General features: G+C 55.8%; 29 protein-coding genes. 5 read left to right on the top strand and 24 right to left on the bottom strand.

All coding sequences use genetic code 11. The features are described from left to right. Positions 1-46: 46 nt before the first annotated feature. From HPQ62_RS20155 to HPQ62_RS20970, 24 genes are all read right to left on the bottom strand, one after another. The gene (locus tag HPQ62_RS20155) at positions 47-1,144 is read right to left on the bottom strand and encodes a tyrosine-type recombinase/integrase (protein ID WP_174804402.1); all 1,098 of its coding nucleotides are present in this window, start codon (positions 1,142-1,144) and stop codon (positions 47-49) included. Between the two features lie 168 nt (positions 1,145-1,312). Next, positions 1,313-1,822 (bottom strand): hypothetical protein, encoded by a 510-nt coding sequence (locus tag HPQ62_RS20150; RefSeq protein WP_174804401.1) that lies wholly within the window; start codon positions 1,820-1,822, stop codon positions 1,313-1,315. Between the two features lie 20 nt (positions 1,823-1,842). Further along, positions 1,843-2,250 (bottom strand): hypothetical protein, encoded by a 408-nt coding sequence (locus tag HPQ62_RS20145; protein ID WP_174804400.1) that lies wholly within the window; start codon positions 2,248-2,250, stop codon positions 1,843-1,845. A gap of 315 nt (positions 2,251-2,565) precedes the next feature. After that, entirely contained in the window at positions 2,566-3,303 is a 738-nt protein-coding gene (locus HPQ62_RS20140; RefSeq protein WP_174804399.1) for a hypothetical protein, read from the bottom strand. 171 nt (positions 3,304-3,474) lie between these two features. Further along, entirely contained in the window at positions 3,475-3,759 is a 285-nt protein-coding gene (locus HPQ62_RS20135; RefSeq protein WP_174804398.1) for a hypothetical protein, read from the bottom strand. Between the two features lie 82 nt (positions 3,760-3,841). Next, the gene (locus HPQ62_RS20130; RefSeq protein WP_174804397.1) at positions 3,842-4,123 is read right to left on the bottom strand and encodes a PadR family transcriptional regulator; all 282 of its coding nucleotides are present in this window, start codon (positions 4,121-4,123) and stop codon (positions 3,842-3,844) included. A gap of 2 nt (positions 4,124-4,125) precedes the next feature. Next, a complete protein-coding gene (locus tag HPQ62_RS20125; protein ID WP_174804396.1) occupies positions 4,126-4,500 on the bottom strand; it encodes an HNH endonuclease in 375 nt (124 codons plus the stop codon). Next, complete coding sequence (locus HPQ62_RS20120; protein WP_174804395.1) at positions 4,500-4,694, bottom strand: hypothetical protein; 195 nt, start codon at positions 4,692-4,694, stop codon at positions 4,500-4,502. The genes HPQ62_RS20125 and HPQ62_RS20120 overlap by 1 nt, the downstream gene beginning before the upstream one ends. Then, positions 4,691-5,053 (bottom strand): hypothetical protein, encoded by a 363-nt coding sequence (locus HPQ62_RS20115; protein WP_174804394.1) that lies wholly within the window; start codon positions 5,051-5,053, stop codon positions 4,691-4,693. Before HPQ62_RS20115 ends, HPQ62_RS20120 begins: the two co-directional genes overlap by 4 nt. After that, positions 5,050-5,256 carry a hypothetical protein gene (locus tag HPQ62_RS20110; protein WP_174804393.1) on the bottom strand — a complete coding sequence of 69 codons (207 nt, stop codon included), beginning with the start codon at positions 5,254-5,256 and terminating at the stop codon, positions 5,050-5,052. Before HPQ62_RS20110 ends, HPQ62_RS20115 begins: the two co-directional genes overlap by 4 nt. Beyond that, positions 5,253-5,762, bottom strand: a complete 510-nt coding sequence (locus HPQ62_RS20105) for a hypothetical protein (RefSeq protein WP_174804392.1) — start codon at positions 5,760-5,762, stop codon at positions 5,253-5,255. Before HPQ62_RS20105 ends, HPQ62_RS20110 begins: the two co-directional genes overlap by 4 nt. A gap of 18 nt (positions 5,763-5,780) precedes the next feature. Next, entirely contained in the window at positions 5,781-6,254 is a 474-nt protein-coding gene (ssb, locus tag HPQ62_RS20100) for a single-stranded DNA-binding protein (protein WP_174804391.1), read from the bottom strand. After that, complete coding sequence (locus tag HPQ62_RS20975; RefSeq protein WP_206678109.1) at positions 6,251-6,979, bottom strand: hypothetical protein; 729 nt, start codon at positions 6,977-6,979, stop codon at positions 6,251-6,253. The genes ssb and HPQ62_RS20975 overlap by 4 nt, the downstream gene beginning before the upstream one ends. Beyond that, positions 6,976-7,653, bottom strand: coding sequence for a 3'-5' exonuclease family protein (locus HPQ62_RS20090; RefSeq protein WP_174804390.1), 678 nt, complete (start codon positions 7,651-7,653; stop codon positions 6,976-6,978). Before HPQ62_RS20090 ends, HPQ62_RS20975 begins: the two co-directional genes overlap by 4 nt. After that, positions 7,634-7,840 carry a hypothetical protein gene (locus tag HPQ62_RS20085; protein ID WP_174804389.1) on the bottom strand — a complete coding sequence of 69 codons (207 nt, stop codon included), beginning with the start codon at positions 7,838-7,840 and terminating at the stop codon, positions 7,634-7,636. Before HPQ62_RS20085 ends, HPQ62_RS20090 begins: the two co-directional genes overlap by 20 nt. A 14-nt stretch (positions 7,841-7,854) precedes the next feature. Then, positions 7,855-8,049, bottom strand: a complete 195-nt coding sequence (locus tag HPQ62_RS20080) for a hypothetical protein (protein WP_174804388.1) — start codon at positions 8,047-8,049, stop codon at positions 7,855-7,857. Positions 8,050-8,176: 127 nt separating this feature from the next. After that, positions 8,177-8,965, bottom strand: coding sequence for a Lar family restriction alleviation protein (locus tag HPQ62_RS20075; RefSeq protein WP_174804387.1), 789 nt, complete (start codon positions 8,963-8,965; stop codon positions 8,177-8,179). After that, positions 8,962-9,126 carry a hypothetical protein gene (locus tag HPQ62_RS20070; protein WP_174804386.1) on the bottom strand — a complete coding sequence of 55 codons (165 nt, stop codon included), beginning with the start codon at positions 9,124-9,126 and terminating at the stop codon, positions 8,962-8,964. Before HPQ62_RS20070 ends, HPQ62_RS20075 begins: the two co-directional genes overlap by 4 nt. Positions 9,127-9,138: 12 nt before the next feature. Continuing rightward, positions 9,139-9,393, bottom strand: a complete 255-nt coding sequence (locus HPQ62_RS20065) for a hypothetical protein (protein WP_174804385.1) — start codon at positions 9,391-9,393, stop codon at positions 9,139-9,141. Beyond that, on the bottom strand, positions 9,390-9,692 hold the full coding sequence (locus HPQ62_RS20060; protein ID WP_174804384.1) for a hypothetical protein: 303 nt from the start codon (positions 9,690-9,692) through the stop codon (positions 9,390-9,392). The genes HPQ62_RS20065 and HPQ62_RS20060 overlap by 4 nt, the downstream gene beginning before the upstream one ends. 34 nt (positions 9,693-9,726) lie before the next feature. Continuing rightward, a complete protein-coding gene (locus HPQ62_RS20055; RefSeq protein WP_174804383.1) occupies positions 9,727-10,113 on the bottom strand; it encodes a hypothetical protein in 387 nt (128 codons plus the stop codon). A gap of 24 nt (positions 10,114-10,137) precedes the next feature. Next, positions 10,138-10,623, bottom strand: coding sequence for a hypothetical protein (locus HPQ62_RS20050; RefSeq protein ID WP_174804382.1), 486 nt, complete (start codon positions 10,621-10,623; stop codon positions 10,138-10,140). Positions 10,624-10,688: 65 nt separating this feature from the next. Beyond that, a complete protein-coding gene (locus tag HPQ62_RS20045; protein ID WP_174804381.1) occupies positions 10,689-10,865 on the bottom strand; it encodes a hypothetical protein in 177 nt (58 codons plus the stop codon). 715 nt (positions 10,866-11,580) lie between these two features. Further along, on the bottom strand, positions 11,581-12,141 hold the full coding sequence (locus tag HPQ62_RS20970) for a helix-turn-helix domain-containing protein (RefSeq protein ID WP_206678108.1): 561 nt from the start codon (positions 12,139-12,141) through the stop codon (positions 11,581-11,583). 86 nt (positions 12,142-12,227) lie between these two features. Between HPQ62_RS20970 and HPQ62_RS20030 the strand changes: the two genes are divergently transcribed. The 5 genes from HPQ62_RS20030 to HPQ62_RS20015 all read left to right on the top strand — a co-directional run bounded on the left by HPQ62_RS20030 (position 12,228) and on the right by HPQ62_RS20015 (position 14,039). Next, complete coding sequence (locus HPQ62_RS20030) at positions 12,228-12,491, top strand: hypothetical protein (RefSeq protein WP_174804378.1); 264 nt, start codon at positions 12,228-12,230, stop codon at positions 12,489-12,491. A gap of 220 nt (positions 12,492-12,711) precedes the next feature. After that, on the top strand, positions 12,712-12,876 hold the full coding sequence (locus HPQ62_RS20025; RefSeq protein ID WP_174804377.1) for a hypothetical protein: 165 nt from the start codon (positions 12,712-12,714) through the stop codon (positions 12,874-12,876). Further along, positions 12,866-13,000: a hypothetical protein gene (locus HPQ62_RS21205; protein ID WP_280516319.1), complete on the top strand. Its 135-nt coding sequence runs from the start codon at positions 12,866-12,868 to the stop codon at positions 12,998-13,000. The genes HPQ62_RS20025 and HPQ62_RS21205 overlap by 11 nt, the downstream gene beginning before the upstream one ends. Before the next feature lie 145 nt (positions 13,001-13,145). Next, positions 13,146-13,643: a hypothetical protein gene (locus tag HPQ62_RS20020; protein ID WP_174804376.1), complete on the top strand. Its 498-nt coding sequence runs from the start codon at positions 13,146-13,148 to the stop codon at positions 13,641-13,643. A gap of 9 nt (positions 13,644-13,652) precedes the next feature. Further along, positions 13,653-14,039: a DUF1064 domain-containing protein gene (locus HPQ62_RS20015; RefSeq protein ID WP_244629790.1), complete on the top strand. Its 387-nt coding sequence runs from the start codon at positions 13,653-13,655 to the stop codon at positions 14,037-14,039. The last annotated feature ends 39 nt before the right edge of the window (positions 14,040-14,078 follow it).

Here is a 14,078-nt window from a genome sequence, read left to right as displayed (position 1 = left end):
ACCGGAGAGGTGGCCGAGTGGTCGAAGGCGCTCCCCTGCTAAGGGGTTATTCACTTCCGGATTTCCGCTTATTTTTCATATTCTTACCTGCATTGTCCGAAACGCCCTGTTTCGATTTTGCAGATTTCTCGATTTTCCCGCGGCGGAACGCATCATGAATAGATGCGGAACTGTCCTCCGCGTGGGCATAGGTGTCAAGCAAAATTCTCGGGCTTGACCAGCGGCCATGTTTTGCCGCCGTCACCGGGTCGATACCCTGCCGGACGGTCAATTCCGTTCCGAATCCGTGACGCCCGGCAGCATGCGGAGCTATGTACTCAATCCCCGCCCTCTCGCATGCCCTTTTCCAAACCTCATATACCCCGTGCCGCGAGGCATAGCCGAACACCTTGCCCTTTCTTGGCGGCAGGTTCGCCAGTTCCACAACAAGCTCGGTCATGATCTCGACCCATTGGGCCTGATGCCCCTTGGCCGGCGGCATGACGAGGCGGTGATTTTGCAGGTCCAGGTGATCCGGCGTGATCTCGATTGCCTGCCCGATCCGCGCGCCAGTTGTGAACATGAACAGCGCCATGGCAGACAGATAGGGGTTTGCCTCAGAGCGGAACGCAGAGAGCCATTCCCATGATCCGGGTGTCTTTGCCTGTCGCGATACCTTGTTGCGTCTCTTGTCCTGCTCTATGCGCTCCTGAGCGGTATAGGCGCGGACACGGATCGGCTGGCACTTTCCGAGTTCGTGCGCGTTGTTGATCACGGCGCATATCGGTGTGACGACTTGCCGCCGCCATGTGTCAGTCGCCGCGTCGGGGTAGATCCTCGCGCCAAGGTCGCGAACGAATTTCGGTTTGATCTCGCGAACCTTCATCTCGCCGATGAACGGCATTGCCTTTGCCAGAAAGCCCATGTTCGCCTCGCTGCTGCGATAGAACATGAAGGCTTCGGCAAAGGTTAGCTCGTCCTCGTCGCTTGGCGCATCGTTTCCAAGTATCGCACGTTGCCGCGCTTTCCGCTCGATTTCCCGGACTTTGGCTTTCGCGACATCTTCATCGCTCGTTCCAAGGCTTCGGTTGATGTAACCGGAATCGCCTTCAGGCCTTCCCCGGACCCACCATTTATTCCCGCGTCTGTAGTGTTCAAGCGGCATGCTGCGGCCTCAAATATCCTGTCGATGTGTTCCGGCTTCAAAAGCATAGCGTTACCGATTTTGCAAAAACTGCGAAGCCTCCGGGCTTCCTCGCGAATGGTGCGGGGCGAAACCTTGATACCCTGCTCGGCGAACACCTCCGCCCATTGCTCCGGGGTCTTTCCTGTCTCAAGGATTTTTGGGAGTGTCATAGGTCTTCTCCGACTTATGCAGCATTCTTTGGCCCAATGGCGTGATATGCCACCGTCTACCGTTCCCGCGATCTTCGCACTTCACATAGCCGACGCGGCGCATACTTTGTCGAACTCGGTCTTGCGCTCTGTCGGCATGCGGCAAATCTTTCCCGCGCGCGCCATCCATGCAGCGTTCCACCGCTCTCAAGAACTTTTCTGCCTCTGGTGTCATTCCCCGTCCTCCTTTCCTTCCTGTAGGGCTGCGTCGATCATTAAGGACCACCAGTCTTTGTGATCGCGATCGGGGGGGGGTACCCAAGTCTGTGTCGTAGCCGTCAATCGTGCCAGCATGGACAAGCATCGCCGGCATTGGTTCGCGCATTGCCTCAATGGCAGCACGGGCGCGGTCCATATACCGCTCGCGCTCACCTCGTGGCATGCCCTGAAGGGATCGGCCATCGAACTTCGCCTCACTTTCTGCAACGCGCTCAATCATTCCGGTCATATCTGCTTTCCTCTCTGCGTTCATAGGCGCGGTGGGGTTTCATAGTTTGGGGCCTCAAATTTCACCAGATCGATAGACGCCAGCTTGCCATCATTAAAGTGCGCCCGATATTTCCACCATCCACCATGATCTTCATCATCTGTGTAGAATTCTATGTCCCCGTGAAAATTGACCTGCTCAGGGTCATTCTCTTCGCGCCTCAAGCTACCGCACACAACCAGAAATTCATCGCCATCTGGATAAGGTCGTTCTTCCTTTGGAACCTCAAGCATCCTATATGGTCGCCACGTTAAACGTCCATCCGTAGTTATCGTGTAGACGGTTAGGTATTGATCCGGAGTGTCCTTCGTCTGAAACGGACCACATGGCGGATCGATGGCCGTCTTTGGCAGATCAGCCTCACACACGATATAGTCGAACATTCCCATCCGTTCACTCCTCTATATCGTTTCCGTTCCGCTCTCGCGGGTGTTGGTCATATACCTCTTGGGCTCTCGCCATTGCCTCAGCATCCGTCGCAAAAATATCGAATTTCTCGCCGGTTGATCTTGGGCATGAAAGCCCCCATTGCCTAACAGGGTCGCTTGGCCAATATATCTCGAATGTTCCGATATCGGTCTTTGCGTAAACCATGGCCTCTTGCCGTAATGACCCGTCCGGCCAAAACAGATCATTTTGGAATGTCCATTGTAGCCTTGATGCCGACGCCTTGGCCCCAAAGAGCCTACGTAGCAGCCAGCGCATCATGATGGCTTCCCTTCCCCCGTTCCCTGCTCCACAGGGTTTGTGTTGCTGTCGTGAGAGGCAAACAGATATGTGATCTGATATTTCCCGCCGAAGGTATCAGCGTTGATCCGTTCAATGTTCGCCACGTCACGGGACATGTGCTCGCAGCCGGTCGCATCGATAAAATAGGCGGCGTCTGGTTCTGTGTTTCCTCCGCGAGAGGCAATTGGCCTCCAAGCTGTCGGCTGAGATGATGGCATTTCGTCAGCGTTGCTTTCCCAGCATGCACCATCAGACCAGTCTTCCGGGTGTTCTCCTTCATGCACGGCTTGCCACTGATCGCAGGATTTTCCACCTGAATTCAGTGACGCATCAGGCATAAGCCGGGCTTCGAATGTCATACTGTTGCCTACCTTCACCCGCACGACGGTTTTGTATGGGGCCGTCTCGATTGGCCTCCACTTTTCATCCACGGCAGGGACAGGGGCGGCGTAGATGTGGCGCTGCTCAAACTCAATTACGCCGTCGAATGCGCGTGAAGGTAGGAGGCCATTGATCCAGTCAGACCACGGCCCATCAGGATCACGAAAACGGTGCTGCCTTCCAACAGGCTCCTGCTCCTTCAGCCCGGCAAGCTCGGCGCGCAGGCGTTCGATCTCGTCTGCTGCCTTGTGTGACCACTCTGCGATTTCACCAAGCGAGACGTCTTGCGGATCGTCGCCATACCCTCGAAGCCTTTCCACGATGTCAGTCATTGCCGTTCTCCTTATCCGCCGCATCCGTCTTGACGAGCATGCTCCGTATGAATTCGTCTGTGCAGGCTTCGCACTTATCGCGCGTTGGGTCGGGCCACGTCAAAATTGCGGGCGTGAATACCTTTCCGCACTTTCCGCATGGCCGCTCAACTGGAATGCTTTCCTTTACGCTCATTCTGTCTTCTCCTTCAGTGCGCGGATGGCGGAGGCAAGTCTCTCGGCAGCGTCGGCAAGGCCGGAAAACCTCAGTATCCCATCGCTGTGCTTTTGCTTGTCCATGGCGTCTTCGTACCTGCGCATTTCGTCGTCGCAATGTTTTGCCGCTTCCTCAAGCGCCTGATTGCGGGCCTGCTTCTCCCGCTCCATTGCATCGGCTCCGGCCCGTAGCATGGCGGCAACGCCTTCACCGTCGCATGCGTCGGCAAAACTGCGCAGGTCTTCAGGTGTGTAGGTCATCGCTTCTCACTCCATAGGCCGACGCAGATCACGGCGGCAATTGAAATAAAGACGCAGCTTGTCACTATCGCTTCAGGCCAATTCATCCCGTCACTCCCTGCATAATGACCGCCGTAGCGGCCTCGGTTGCAGCCCGGCATGCCGCCCGGCCCTTGTCAGTGATTGAATATATTCGGCGCGGGAAACCTTCGATCGTCTCCTCCTGCTCCTCCTCAGACGAAACAAGGCCTGTGGCTTCCAGTCTTGCCAGATGCACGTAGACTGATCCTCTCTTGAGGATACTCGACCGTTTCACCATCTGAATGCCATAGAGGCGCTCGCCTGAAGAAAGCAGCACCAGGATTTCCATATTGGCAGAAATCATGCTCAATCCCTTTCCATCACATGCCGGCCCTTTGACCAGTCGAATTTAGCGCCCTTTGGCTTCCGGAAGCCGCGTGACGGCTTCTTGATGCCGATGTGCTTCTGTCGCGTTCTGGCGATTTTGGCTTTGATCTTCATTTCGGTTGCTGTCTTGCGCTTGTGGGCTTCCTTCAGCGCCGGCGCGAGGTTGCTTTCGCGGTGCTCGCCTCCGAGTATTAGGGCATGGACATGTTCAAGCTCCCATGCCTCGCCGGGGCAGATCTTGCGGCCTGTCAGATGACAGATGCCGCCGTGCCGGTCGAACACGCGCTGGCGGACCTTTGGCGGAACCTTCTGGTCATCGTGCTTCGCTATCCATTCCGGCACTGATCTTGCCATCACGCATCCTTTCCGAATATCCAACGAATGAACCGAAGTCTCTTTCTGGCGCGGTACTCTCTCATGCAAAGCTCGTTCTCCCGCCGCAACTGCGCTGTCATGGCGTCTCTCTTTTCCTTTTCAGCACGGCGACGTTCGAAGGTTCCTAGCCTTGCATGGGGGTGCTTGGCGGCGGTGGTGTGGAGGTCGGTCATTTGTAGCCCTCCATCGCGATCAGGGCCTTGAGGATTGCGGTCAGCCACGCTCTGACCGGGTTGCCGTCGCATTTCGTTTCAATCTCATGGCTCTCCTCGTCACCAAATGGAATTGATGCCACATACGCGCTACTGTCTCTTGCGCTAATGATCCAAATCCTATCTGGCAAAACCGTCTCATGCAGCGCCTTGGCGGCGTCAAGTGATCCGTGAAATGCCGGGTGTACCTTGTGAAAAGTGCAAGGGCCTCCCCCGCTTTCCGGCGGGAAGACAGATGCGGCGAGATCAATCATCCTGCGGATGTCTTCCCCGCCTTCGATCACCTTCAAAAGCTCCAGAAGCGCCACTTTCCTGTTCATGCCACCCTCCCTTTCACCCACCGCTTTTCCTTCGCGGCATATTCCTCTGCCTTGTCGGTCAGCTCGACCAGCCCGCGATACTGTTTCGATCGCCGAAGCCATCCGCCCGCTTCCATCGCATTCATCAGCCCTGTATCCGTGAACCAGAAAGGCTTTCCGCTTCCGGCGTTCTGCATTATCTTGGTGTGGATGGCGGTGTTCATGCCGCGCTCTCCAATTCCCGCTTCTCGACGCCAAGTAGTTCCGCGACATAGCTCAGAACGGCGTCCTTCGATTCCTGAAACCGCCTCTTTCCCATCGCCCTCATGGATTGTGAGTGCGCAGTAAAACGGTAGATTGTCGGCCCATCGACCTTGTAAATGCGGTATTCACTGTCGCCAGACTTGAGGAACGCAACGAACCGTTGCGCCTCAGCCTTGCTGGAACAAACGAATGTGGCGCTGTCGCAGAAGCCGCCCTTGATCAGCGCGAACTTGCGAAGCTCGTCTTCATTTGCAAACTTCTCCGCAATGTGCTCTGGAAGCGAAAGCCAAGCCTCGTGAAGCCATGCGAATTGATGCTTGTGCGAAACCCACGACCTGTACTCTTGCACCTCCATCTTGTAGTGTTCACCGACCACGAATTCAGCATTGGCCTTGTTGTGGTATCGGCTCATGGGGCGCATCGTTTCGCCGTCCCATTGAAAGATCATGTCTGTTGTATCTGCCATGGTGCCGTCCCTTGTCGATTAAAACGGAATCGTATCTCCGTCGAGATCATCAATCGGCCTCCGCCAGCTATCTCTCTTGTCGTATCCAGCCGAGGAGTCACGCTGGGGCGCTTCACGCTGCTGACCGGCGTCTTCGTTGCTGCGACCGTCCAGCATCGTCAGAACTGCATTGAATCCCTGAAGGACTATCTCAGTTGAGAACTTGTCCTGTCCGCTCTGGTCGGTCCATTTGCGCGTGGCGATCTGCCCTTCCAGATAGACCTTGCTGCCCTTGCGGAGGTACTGTTCCGCGATCTTGCAGAGGCCTTCCGAAAACACAACTACGCGGTGGAACTCCGATCGTTCCTTGCGTTCCCCGGTGGACTTGTCGCGCCAGCTTTCCGACGTGGCGACCCGCATATTAACGACGGGGTTGCCATTGGCCATGCGCCTTACCTCAGGATCGGCCGTGAGGTTCGAGACCAAAATTACCTTGTTGACTGTTCCGCTCATTCTGCCGCTACTCCGCTGTAGTTTGTTTCGTTCGATCCGGGAAAGCCGTCATCACTTGCCGCCTGAATTGCGTCTCTTCGCTGCTTGAATTTTGGAGGGACGCAATCCATGAAATCTTTCGGCCACTGGTCGCGCTTCATGATGTTGCCCCAAACCTTAGCGCATTTGTCCACGTCTGCGATGGTGACGCAGTCGACCAAGTCTTCGTCAATCTCCTCAAGCTGTTTCTTCATTGATGCGCTGGAAGGCTTAACTGATGAATTTGCCGCGTCGTCAGTATCCTCAAATGACTTCCGGACATCTGCGACGTACTTCTGATCATCCCATCGTCCAAGGAAAATGTTCGCCGCAATTCCAAGGTGGGATGCAGCTTTAACGATCGCATCAGTCTGGCTTTTCTTAGGTGCATCCTCATCGGACATAAGGCCACTTTTCGTTTTCATCAGTGCCTTTGTCTGCCCGTACTCCTCGAAGGTGTTATCTCTGCTCGTATGCCAAAACCGGATGCGACACCAGTGAAGAACCTCATCCCCTAGAGGCTGAAAACCTTCAGCAATGACTTCCCATCCAAATCCTTGACCCACCGGACCAAATAACTCCGTCAGGCATTCAATGACATGCTGAGGGCTGGGAGACGTTCCCTTGTATGCCTTGCCAGAGATCGGTTTGGTGTATTTCGGGTTGATGTCAGCAAATCTATTCCAGATGGCTTTGTTATCAGTCATGCTGCTTCTCCCAATGCCTTCATCATCTTTCGGTGGATTGACCGAACCCGTTCAACGTCATCGCGGCAGTACTCTGCGATTGCCTCATGCTCGCCGCGCTCGAACATTCCCGCGACCATGCTTCCGTCAACGCCATCCTTGCCGCCGACGCCGAACGCCTTGCAAAGACGGTCCAGTCCGATTGTGTCCCGCGCGCCGGCCCAGGCTGTCATCGTGTCGAATACCATCGCGTCCCACGGCTTCGGGTCTCTCGGAAGCCATGCCGGGACGCGGATGCCAAGAACCATACTTCTCTGCCAGAGAAATCGCAGGTCAAAGCCGGTGATGTAATGGCCGACAATAACCGGAAACGACATGTTCAGGGCATCAGAAACAGTATCATAAAACCCGCCCAAAAGCAGCCTTTCACCGCTCGCATTCAGGGGAAAAGACATGGAAGTCACAGGACTATCATCGACCGCAAAGCCGATGCAGGAGACGCTTCCATAAGCCCCGTCAAAAGACGTCTTGTCGATCGCCTCCTTGATCGCATCCGGCTTTTGTTCCGCTTCCCATTTCGCAATGGTTTCCTCTTTCTTCATCGAAGCAGGCGGACGGATATTAGCCGCGATATCGCGCTTAACCTCGTCGTCCTGTGTCGGGATAGTTTCGATATCAAGATACAGGTACGTCATAGCCAAACATCCTCATTCTTTCTTCGTACCAGCCCGCGTTGTCATGCATGCGTTGTGCCTCGCTTTTGAGGTAGTTCTGGCGGATCACGTTCCGCTCATCCTCCGCGTCTTGCTCGTATTCCATCGCCAAGTGCCGTGCATTGACGAGCGCGTATTCAAGTGCGTCGTTGTATGCCGTCTTTGTCATCGTCCGTCCTCTTGTTAACCAGCCCTGACGCGCCGTATAATCACGTCCTCGCGGGGCTTGAGCCGTGGCGGGTCCACTATGTTCTTCGCAGTCGCCAGTTCCTCGGCATCATCGTGTTTGTAGATTTCGCCGATCGATACGCCATCGGCATCGACCAGAGCCCATATTGGGCCTTCGCCTTCGACGGTGATGGGGGTCTTGATGGTCATCCGAAACGCTCCACCAAAGCGCCGGCTAGGAAAGCGATAGGAACCGCCGTAACCAGAGCAATGAAGTAGCCGGACCAGAACCGCTCTTGTGTGTCTCGCGCCGTCCGGTTGAATTTGTGGATGGTGATCATGCGTCACCGCCTTTCTCTGCGCGGTCAAGGCGCTCGATTTCTGCGAGGATGAGGGCTCCGGCCTTCACGAGGTCGCACCGACGACTGGTCGGCTTCCACCATTCATCCGCGAACGGCCATATTTCGGTGCTGATCATGCGAGGGTGCGGTCCGTCGGTATCGTCCGCCGTGTTCAGGGCGTAAGCTGCGCCTGCAACGGCAAGTTCACCTTGTGACCACTGCCGATCATGCTCCGGCGTCCATCCCTCGCTGTAAATCTGCCGATACCGTTCGCCGAGAATGCCCATCATAGCGATAAGCGTTTCATCTCTGCCTTTCGGCGGAAGCTTTCGGGTCGCCCCGGTGTCTGCCGGTTCGAGGGCGGAAAGGAGGCGGCGTTCGTAGTCGGCCTTGATGTAATCCTTGGCTTCATCCGGAGTGTCAAATGCATCCACGTGGCCATACTTTTTCGCAAGCATATAGTGACCGTTATGAAGCGGTTCCCATTTGCTCATAAGCCCTTGAACGCTGTAAGCGCCAACCACGGATGATGTCTCAAGGCCATCCCATTTGAGCGGCTTCACCTTCACCTGGCCCTCTGCGCTCTGAGGGGCGCGGGTGTTCCATGCGACGCGTGCGAGATCGAAAGCCTTTTCATCATCAGTGAGGTTCGGCCCGCGTGCTCTGCAGTCCTTGCAAATTGCCTCAGCGCCGATCGCTCTGCTATTCGCATCAAACTTGGTGCCGTGAATTGTGGTCCTGGTGCTGCCGCAATGAGGGCACGGCTTTATTTCCGTATTACTCATTCTCCTGTTCCTTCGATCTTGGCGAGGATGGCGCGGGCGCTATTGGCGATCCTGCGGGCGTCTGCCTGCTGTTGGGCTACCAATGCGTTAATTTCTTCCTGGCGCACAAAGCCGACAGCGGCGCGAACGTCGTCAAGGTTTTTTATGCCTTCGCGGTTCATTGCTCTATCCTCTCAAGCCGCTCTGTCTGCGGCGGTCTCTGCCTGGATCGTCGGCAGGTCGGTTATCGGTGTCTTGGTGATGCGGTAGGCGTAGGTTGCGCCGCTCTGAAAGGCGCTGACTTGAATGTCGCCGACGATGGCCTGATCAACGTGCCGAGGCTTGATGCCAGCGGCGCGAAGCACGTCCTTGACCTTGTGCAGCGTGGCCCGGTCGCCTTCGATGCGGCTGATTTCCGAGGCAAGGTCTTCAAGTGCGATACGGGTCATGATGTTTTCCCTTCTGCCTTTGCGAGTGCCGCTCGGGCATCTCTCAGATGATGGCAGCACACGTTGTCTTCGTGCTGGCCTTCGCAAACCTGCTCGAGCGTGATGACCGCGTTCTGAAGCGCCTCGTACATCTCCGGCGCTGCGGCGATCAGGTTCGCGTGTGTGCGCTGCATCTTCTTCGTGATGAAGTTCCTGCCGTGCACTTCGCTCGGGTCTGAATTCATGACGATCGCGATGTCGTCCCATTCGTAGGTCGGCAATCCTGCCTGCACGATCCACAGTCCGTTATCCGCGCCCATGGGGCTTTCGACGGCCCACGGACCCGAGATGATCTTACCCAACGACATGACCGGCCCCCGTGGTGTAGAGCGTGCTGTAGGCTCGGACGGGGCTGAAACCCTTCTCGATACGATAGTCTTCCGCGTAGGCTTCCAGCGCTTCCGAGTTCTTGACGAAATCGGGCAGACGGTCGTCATCGGGATCGCCGTCAAAGGTCGCCATGAACGCCTTGGCGCATTCCTCGGTGATGTCTTCCAGCGTCATCGTCTCGCGATCGAGGCGGAAGGCACGGACGAATTCAGCGCCCTGGATCGCATCGGCTGCGGTCGCATAGGTCGTGCCGTAGCAATCGCTCTCCGCAATGAACCGGGGTGCGCCGGCGATCTGGTCTTCCAGAAGCAGGGTCTCATGCGCTTCGATGAATTTGGTACGGTCTGCCATTGGTCAGTCCTCCGGTTACGCTGATCACCACATGCGGGCGAAAAGCTTGTCGCAGTGAGCGTGCCAGTCCTTGACGTATTGCTGGTACGTGGCGTCGTGTTTCAGTTCATTGGAATATGCCTGAGCGGCCAACTTCGACGTGAATGCGTAGTGGCAGTTGCCGCCGAACGATTCGATGTTGTAGGAGCCAAGGATCTCCTTGGTTTTGAACCATCGGTCGTTGGTCTTCTTGCGTCCGATGCACGCATGATCGTCGATCACATCAACAAACCATTGTCCCGGGTCGTTCTCTGAGGTGAAGCTCAGTCCAGCGTCCTCGGGCTTATGAAGCCGCGAACGGGAGTAGATATAAAAACAGTCCAGCCGCCCGCCCTGTGTGACGGTATAGACGCGGATAGCCTTCTTTCCCTTGCGAGCCTCAATTACGAGGTCGCGGATTTCCTGCCGATACAGGATTGCGCCCGCTGGCGGCTTCATCTCAATGCGACGATCTTTCGGTGATCCAAACATTGCTTCGTCCTCTCTTGTTCATCACTTTCGATATGCCGCTGTGGTGGGCGGCATGCCGCAAGTGATCAGGTGTAGGGAGCGAAACGCAGGTCACGGACCGATGCCAACGGAACGCGTTCCCGTCTGGAACTCACGAAGAAGAATTCTTCGTTGAGGACAAAGCCGCCGCGCAGAATGCTGCCAACGCGAGCTTCCGCCTGTTTGCCGCTCTTCTGAAGATCATGGTATTCTTGCGTGGTCATCTCTCTCATTCCTCTCGTTATCCGCTCCGTTTCGCGTCTTCGCCTTGGCGGGCTCATTCGGTGCGGGGTTGATGAGAGGAATGTAACGCGACACGTTACTGCGGTCAAGAAAAATCGTAACGCATGGCGAGACAATTTTATTGACGGGGGGTAAGGGGCTGGATTATCAAGGCAAAAGAAAAACCCCGGCGGGGTGATCCGACCGGGGCTTTAGACGCCAAAAATTGTGATGATTTCCCTTAGCACATTGTGCTGATTTGAGAAATAAAAAATGGCGTCTGAAGGCGAGAAATTCGCAAAATATTGGGTCCGCTCGGAGGTTCCCGCCAATATTTTGTGTCTCGATCGCGAACAGACGCGGTTTTTCATGGATTTCTCCCGCGCCTACCGATCAGCCCGGCTCATGAAATTCGAGCGGTACCGGTGCCAGGCTCACCGGGCGAAGTCACACGGGGTTGATGGCCCGCCCGATCAATTGTTTTGCAAACCACGGGATAACCAAGAGCACCTTTCGAGGAGCCCGGAGAAATCCGGGACACTGGCATAAATCCGATTGCACCGCCTGACCAGCGGGAGGAGCCACCTCACAGCGCAGTAGCGGCTGCGAAAACAAACCGAGCTCTTGGGCGATATGGACTTCTCGGATGCTTGGCGCTGGAAGACGGCGCAGGGTTTGATGCTCCTCCTCAGGACCATCATTTAGATAGCGTATTGCCTAAGCCGCGCCGCTCTCTTTCGTCGGCAGTGCTGAGAGAATGGCCTTGATGGTGTCGATGTCTTTCCCGCGCACCATGTCTTTCAATTCCACGACTTCGCTTTCGACCGCAGGATTTACCGTGAGCAAATCCGCGACGGTGCACTGAAGCGCGACCGCCGCCGCCTCCATAATTTCTTGGCTGTATTGCTGCTGCATCTTCTCGATGCGGCCCAGGTTCGCAAAAGACGTGATGGGGACGCCCGGCTGCGCTTCCATGCGGTCGGCAAGCTTCCTCAACGAGAGCCCACGGTACTCTCGCCATTCCTTAAGGTAGTGCCGGCCAAGCTGCTTTTTTTCCATGGCGAAAGTCATATCACCAACTGTGTGACGTGTGGTAACGCACAACGTTACAAAAAACACTTGCGTGCAGTAACGTTCAGCGTTACAGTCGTGATCATGAAACAGCATCCTTTGCACAAATACGTGGAAGACACGGGAAACTCGATCGCCAGCATCGCGGCCAAGGCCGGATGCAGCCGCATGACGGTCTACCGGGTCATTGATGGAAGCCAGAACCATACGGTTCGGCTTCTCGAGAGGATCAGCGCCGCCACCGATGGCGTCGTTTCTGTTGCGGAGCTTCTTCCGAAGAATGAGAGCGCAGCATGACCGGCTGGAACTTCGACATATCCGCAGCGCCTCAAGGACATCATTCCGTCTCCACCTACAAGACGAACACCGGAGAGACGCGAGAGCGCCGGGACTTCGTGCCGGAAAAGGTCTGGATCGCGACGAAATGCGAAAAGGTCTTCCCGAGCTACCGGCTTGAGAATGGCCGATGGGGAGGACTTGCGACCGGCGAGGAGCCGATTGCCTGGATGCCGTACGATGTGCCGGTTCATCCCGACCTCGTGGAGGTTTCGGTATGACACCCCGCCAATTCGAAGAAGGCTTTTCTACGGATTACCACGCGATCCAATCCTTTCTGGAGCGGCACGGCTACTGCCTTCGGCAGAGCGTGGGCCGGTGTCAGATCAAGAAGCCCGGATCGCGGAAGTGGAGCAAGAACATGCACTGGACGAAAGTTCTGGATCTTGTTGACGACATTCGGGCCGCACAGGGCCTGACAACGATCAAGGTGAGGGCGGCATGAAGGACGATTTCGGAACGACAGATTGGGATCGCTACGGCGAAGACGACGATCACACCTATTACCCCAATGACGAAGCGCCTTCGTTCGCGATGGCGGCTTTGGCCCTGATATTCACCGTCCTTGGTGGCGCTGCATTTCTGGTGTGGTTCAATGGCCTCTGAAGCAATGACTGCTCCCAAGCGCAAGATCAGCGTTAGCAAGGACGTCAAGACCTCCGACAAGAAATATGAAGCGATGATTGAGCGCCGCAATCTAGCTGCTCTCCGCAAAGCATTGGGCTGCTGACTTCTCCCTCAGTGCCCATAGGCGTCCCGGTTTTCCTCTCCCTCCGTTGGCCGGGACGCCACCTTTTTCAGAGCGACAACGCTCAACAATTTGAAGCGCCAGAGAGCCGAGAGGGACGGCGGTTTCTAAACTCTCTGGCGCGGCAATGACCGGTAAGGACGGCAATCTTTCCCGGTCAATGCAATCAGTTTTTGGCTTTGTGTGGTTCATCAAAAGCCCCTTTGGACGAGGAGTAATGAACCACGGTGAGGCTGGAATGTCCGACAATAAAGTTTCCGATTACGGAAAGGTTTTTTCCGAGGAAGACATGAGTGACACGGCGTTAGATGAAGCGGTCAAGTGGACCGACTTTCTGTTGAAGAACGAGTACCGAGGTCGGGGCGATAAGGAATACCTGGCTCGCTACCGACTGGCGAAGCGCACGGGCGTTTCGGAGAGCTATATTTACCGGCTGACATACAAGGCCGGTGAGATGAGAGACGTTGCCGGAAGCGTTTATAAGGCACTCCGGGAAACGTACATCAAGGCATGTGAAGCAAACGAACGAGAAGCGGACCGCATGGCTGCGGAGCGCCGGGAGCTAAGCAATGAAAAGACTGACGAAAAGTCTGGTGCGCAGGTTTTGGGAGAGGATCAGGCTTAGGTGGGCAAGATGGAGGCGCGGGAAATGACCGAACGAATGACAGCAGCGGAAGCCCGCGAACACCTGAAGCCTGCCAAGCAGAACAAGTACCGCAACAAGCCGGTGGTGATTGACGGCATCCGCTTCGACAGCACGGCAGAGGGCAATCGTTATAACGATCTCAAGACGCTTCAGAAGGCCGGAGAGATTGTCGAGCTACAGCGCCAGGTAAGCTACAGGCTGGACGTAAACGGCGAACATGTGTGCGCCTACAAGGCCGATTTCGTTTATTTCGATTGCCGGGAAAAGAGAACGGTCGTTGAAGACGTGAAGGGCGTACGAACCAAAGATTACGAGATCAAGAAAAAGCTCATGCGGGCTGTTCACGGGATCGAAATTCAGGAGATCAGCGCATGACTGAAGGTCCGGAATGCACGGTAGAGATTGAGGTGGTGG

Source organism: Martelella limonii, assembly GCF_013344475.1.
In the GTDB taxonomy this organism is placed as follows: domain Bacteria; phylum Pseudomonadota; class Alphaproteobacteria; order Rhizobiales; family Rhizobiaceae; genus Martelella; species Martelella limonii.
The sequence above is the reverse complement of the archived record's forward strand: the minus strand, read 5'-3'. Positions and strand labels throughout refer to the sequence as shown.

Excerpts from the sequence above, each read along its gene's own strand:
- HPQ62_RS20155 (WP_174804402.1), bottom strand. The coding sequence starts at position 1,144 with ATGCCGCTTGAACACTACAGACGCGGGAATAAATGGTGGGTCCGGGGA.
- HPQ62_RS20150 (WP_174804401.1), bottom strand. The coding sequence starts at position 1,822 with ATGACCGGAATGATTGAGCGCGTTGCAGAAAGTGAGGCGAAGTTCGAT.
- HPQ62_RS20145 (WP_174804400.1), bottom strand. The coding sequence starts at position 2,250 with ATGGGAATGTTCGACTATATCGTGTGTGAGGCTGATCTGCCAAAGACG.
- HPQ62_RS20140 (WP_174804399.1), bottom strand. The coding sequence starts at position 3,303 with ATGACTGACATCGTGGAAAGGCTTCGAGGGTATGGCGACGATCCGCAA.
- HPQ62_RS20135 (WP_174804398.1), bottom strand. The coding sequence starts at position 3,759 with ATGACCTACACACCTGAAGACCTGCGCAGTTTTGCCGACGCATGCGAC.
- HPQ62_RS20130 (WP_174804397.1), bottom strand. The coding sequence starts at position 4,123 with ATGATTTCTGCCAATATGGAAATCCTGGTGCTGCTTTCTTCAGGCGAG.
- HPQ62_RS20125 (WP_174804396.1), bottom strand. The coding sequence starts at position 4,500 with ATGGCAAGATCAGTGCCGGAATGGATAGCGAAGCACGATGACCAGAAG.
- HPQ62_RS20120 (WP_174804395.1), bottom strand. The coding sequence starts at position 4,694 with ATGACCGACCTCCACACCACCGCCGCCAAGCACCCCCATGCAAGGCTA.
- HPQ62_RS20115 (WP_174804394.1), bottom strand. The coding sequence starts at position 5,053 with ATGAACAGGAAAGTGGCGCTTCTGGAGCTTTTGAAGGTGATCGAAGGC.
- HPQ62_RS20110 (WP_174804393.1), bottom strand. The coding sequence starts at position 5,256 with ATGAACACCGCCATCCACACCAAGATAATGCAGAACGCCGGAAGCGGA.
- HPQ62_RS20105 (WP_174804392.1), bottom strand. The coding sequence starts at position 5,762 with ATGGCAGATACAACAGACATGATCTTTCAATGGGACGGCGAAACGATG.
- ssb (WP_174804391.1), bottom strand. The coding sequence starts at position 6,254 with ATGAGCGGAACAGTCAACAAGGTAATTTTGGTCTCGAACCTCACGGCC.
- HPQ62_RS20975 (WP_206678109.1), bottom strand. The coding sequence starts at position 6,979 with ATGACTGATAACAAAGCCATCTGGAATAGATTTGCTGACATCAACCCG.
- HPQ62_RS20090 (WP_174804390.1), bottom strand. The coding sequence starts at position 7,653 with ATGACGTACCTGTATCTTGATATCGAAACTATCCCGACACAGGACGAC.
- HPQ62_RS20085 (WP_174804389.1), bottom strand. The coding sequence starts at position 7,840 with ATGACAAAGACGGCATACAACGACGCACTTGAATACGCGCTCGTCAAT.
- HPQ62_RS20080 (WP_174804388.1), bottom strand. The coding sequence starts at position 8,049 with ATGACCATCAAGACCCCCATCACCGTCGAAGGCGAAGGCCCAATATGG.
- HPQ62_RS20075 (WP_174804387.1), bottom strand. The coding sequence starts at position 8,965 with ATGAGTAATACGGAAATAAAGCCGTGCCCTCATTGCGGCAGCACCAGG.
- HPQ62_RS20070 (WP_174804386.1), bottom strand. The coding sequence starts at position 9,126 with ATGAACCGCGAAGGCATAAAAAACCTTGACGACGTTCGCGCCGCTGTC.
- HPQ62_RS20065 (WP_174804385.1), bottom strand. The coding sequence starts at position 9,393 with ATGACCCGTATCGCACTTGAAGACCTTGCCTCGGAAATCAGCCGCATC.
- HPQ62_RS20060 (WP_174804384.1), bottom strand. The coding sequence starts at position 9,692 with ATGGGCGCGGATAACGGACTGTGGATCGTGCAGGCAGGATTGCCGACC.
- HPQ62_RS20055 (WP_174804383.1), bottom strand. The coding sequence starts at position 10,113 with ATGGCAGACCGTACCAAATTCATCGAAGCGCATGAGACCCTGCTTCTG.
- HPQ62_RS20050 (WP_174804382.1), bottom strand. The coding sequence starts at position 10,623 with ATGTTTGGATCACCGAAAGATCGTCGCATTGAGATGAAGCCGCCAGCG.
- HPQ62_RS20045 (WP_174804381.1), bottom strand. The coding sequence starts at position 10,865 with ATGACCACGCAAGAATACCATGATCTTCAGAAGAGCGGCAAACAGGCG.
- HPQ62_RS20970 (WP_206678108.1), bottom strand. The coding sequence starts at position 12,141 with ATGGTTCTGGCTTCCATCAATGACCCGGTAGACCGTCATGCGGCTGCA.
- HPQ62_RS20030 (WP_174804378.1), top strand. The coding sequence starts at position 12,228 with ATGACCGGCTGGAACTTCGACATATCCGCAGCGCCTCAAGGACATCAT.
- HPQ62_RS20025 (WP_174804377.1), top strand. The coding sequence starts at position 12,712 with ATGAAGGACGATTTCGGAACGACAGATTGGGATCGCTACGGCGAAGAC.
- HPQ62_RS21205 (WP_280516319.1), top strand. The coding sequence starts at position 12,866 with ATGGCCTCTGAAGCAATGACTGCTCCCAAGCGCAAGATCAGCGTTAGC.
- HPQ62_RS20020 (WP_174804376.1), top strand. The coding sequence starts at position 13,146 with ATGACCGGTAAGGACGGCAATCTTTCCCGGTCAATGCAATCAGTTTTT.
- HPQ62_RS20015 (WP_244629790.1), top strand. The coding sequence starts at position 13,653 with ATGGAGGCGCGGGAAATGACCGAACGAATGACAGCAGCGGAAGCCCGC.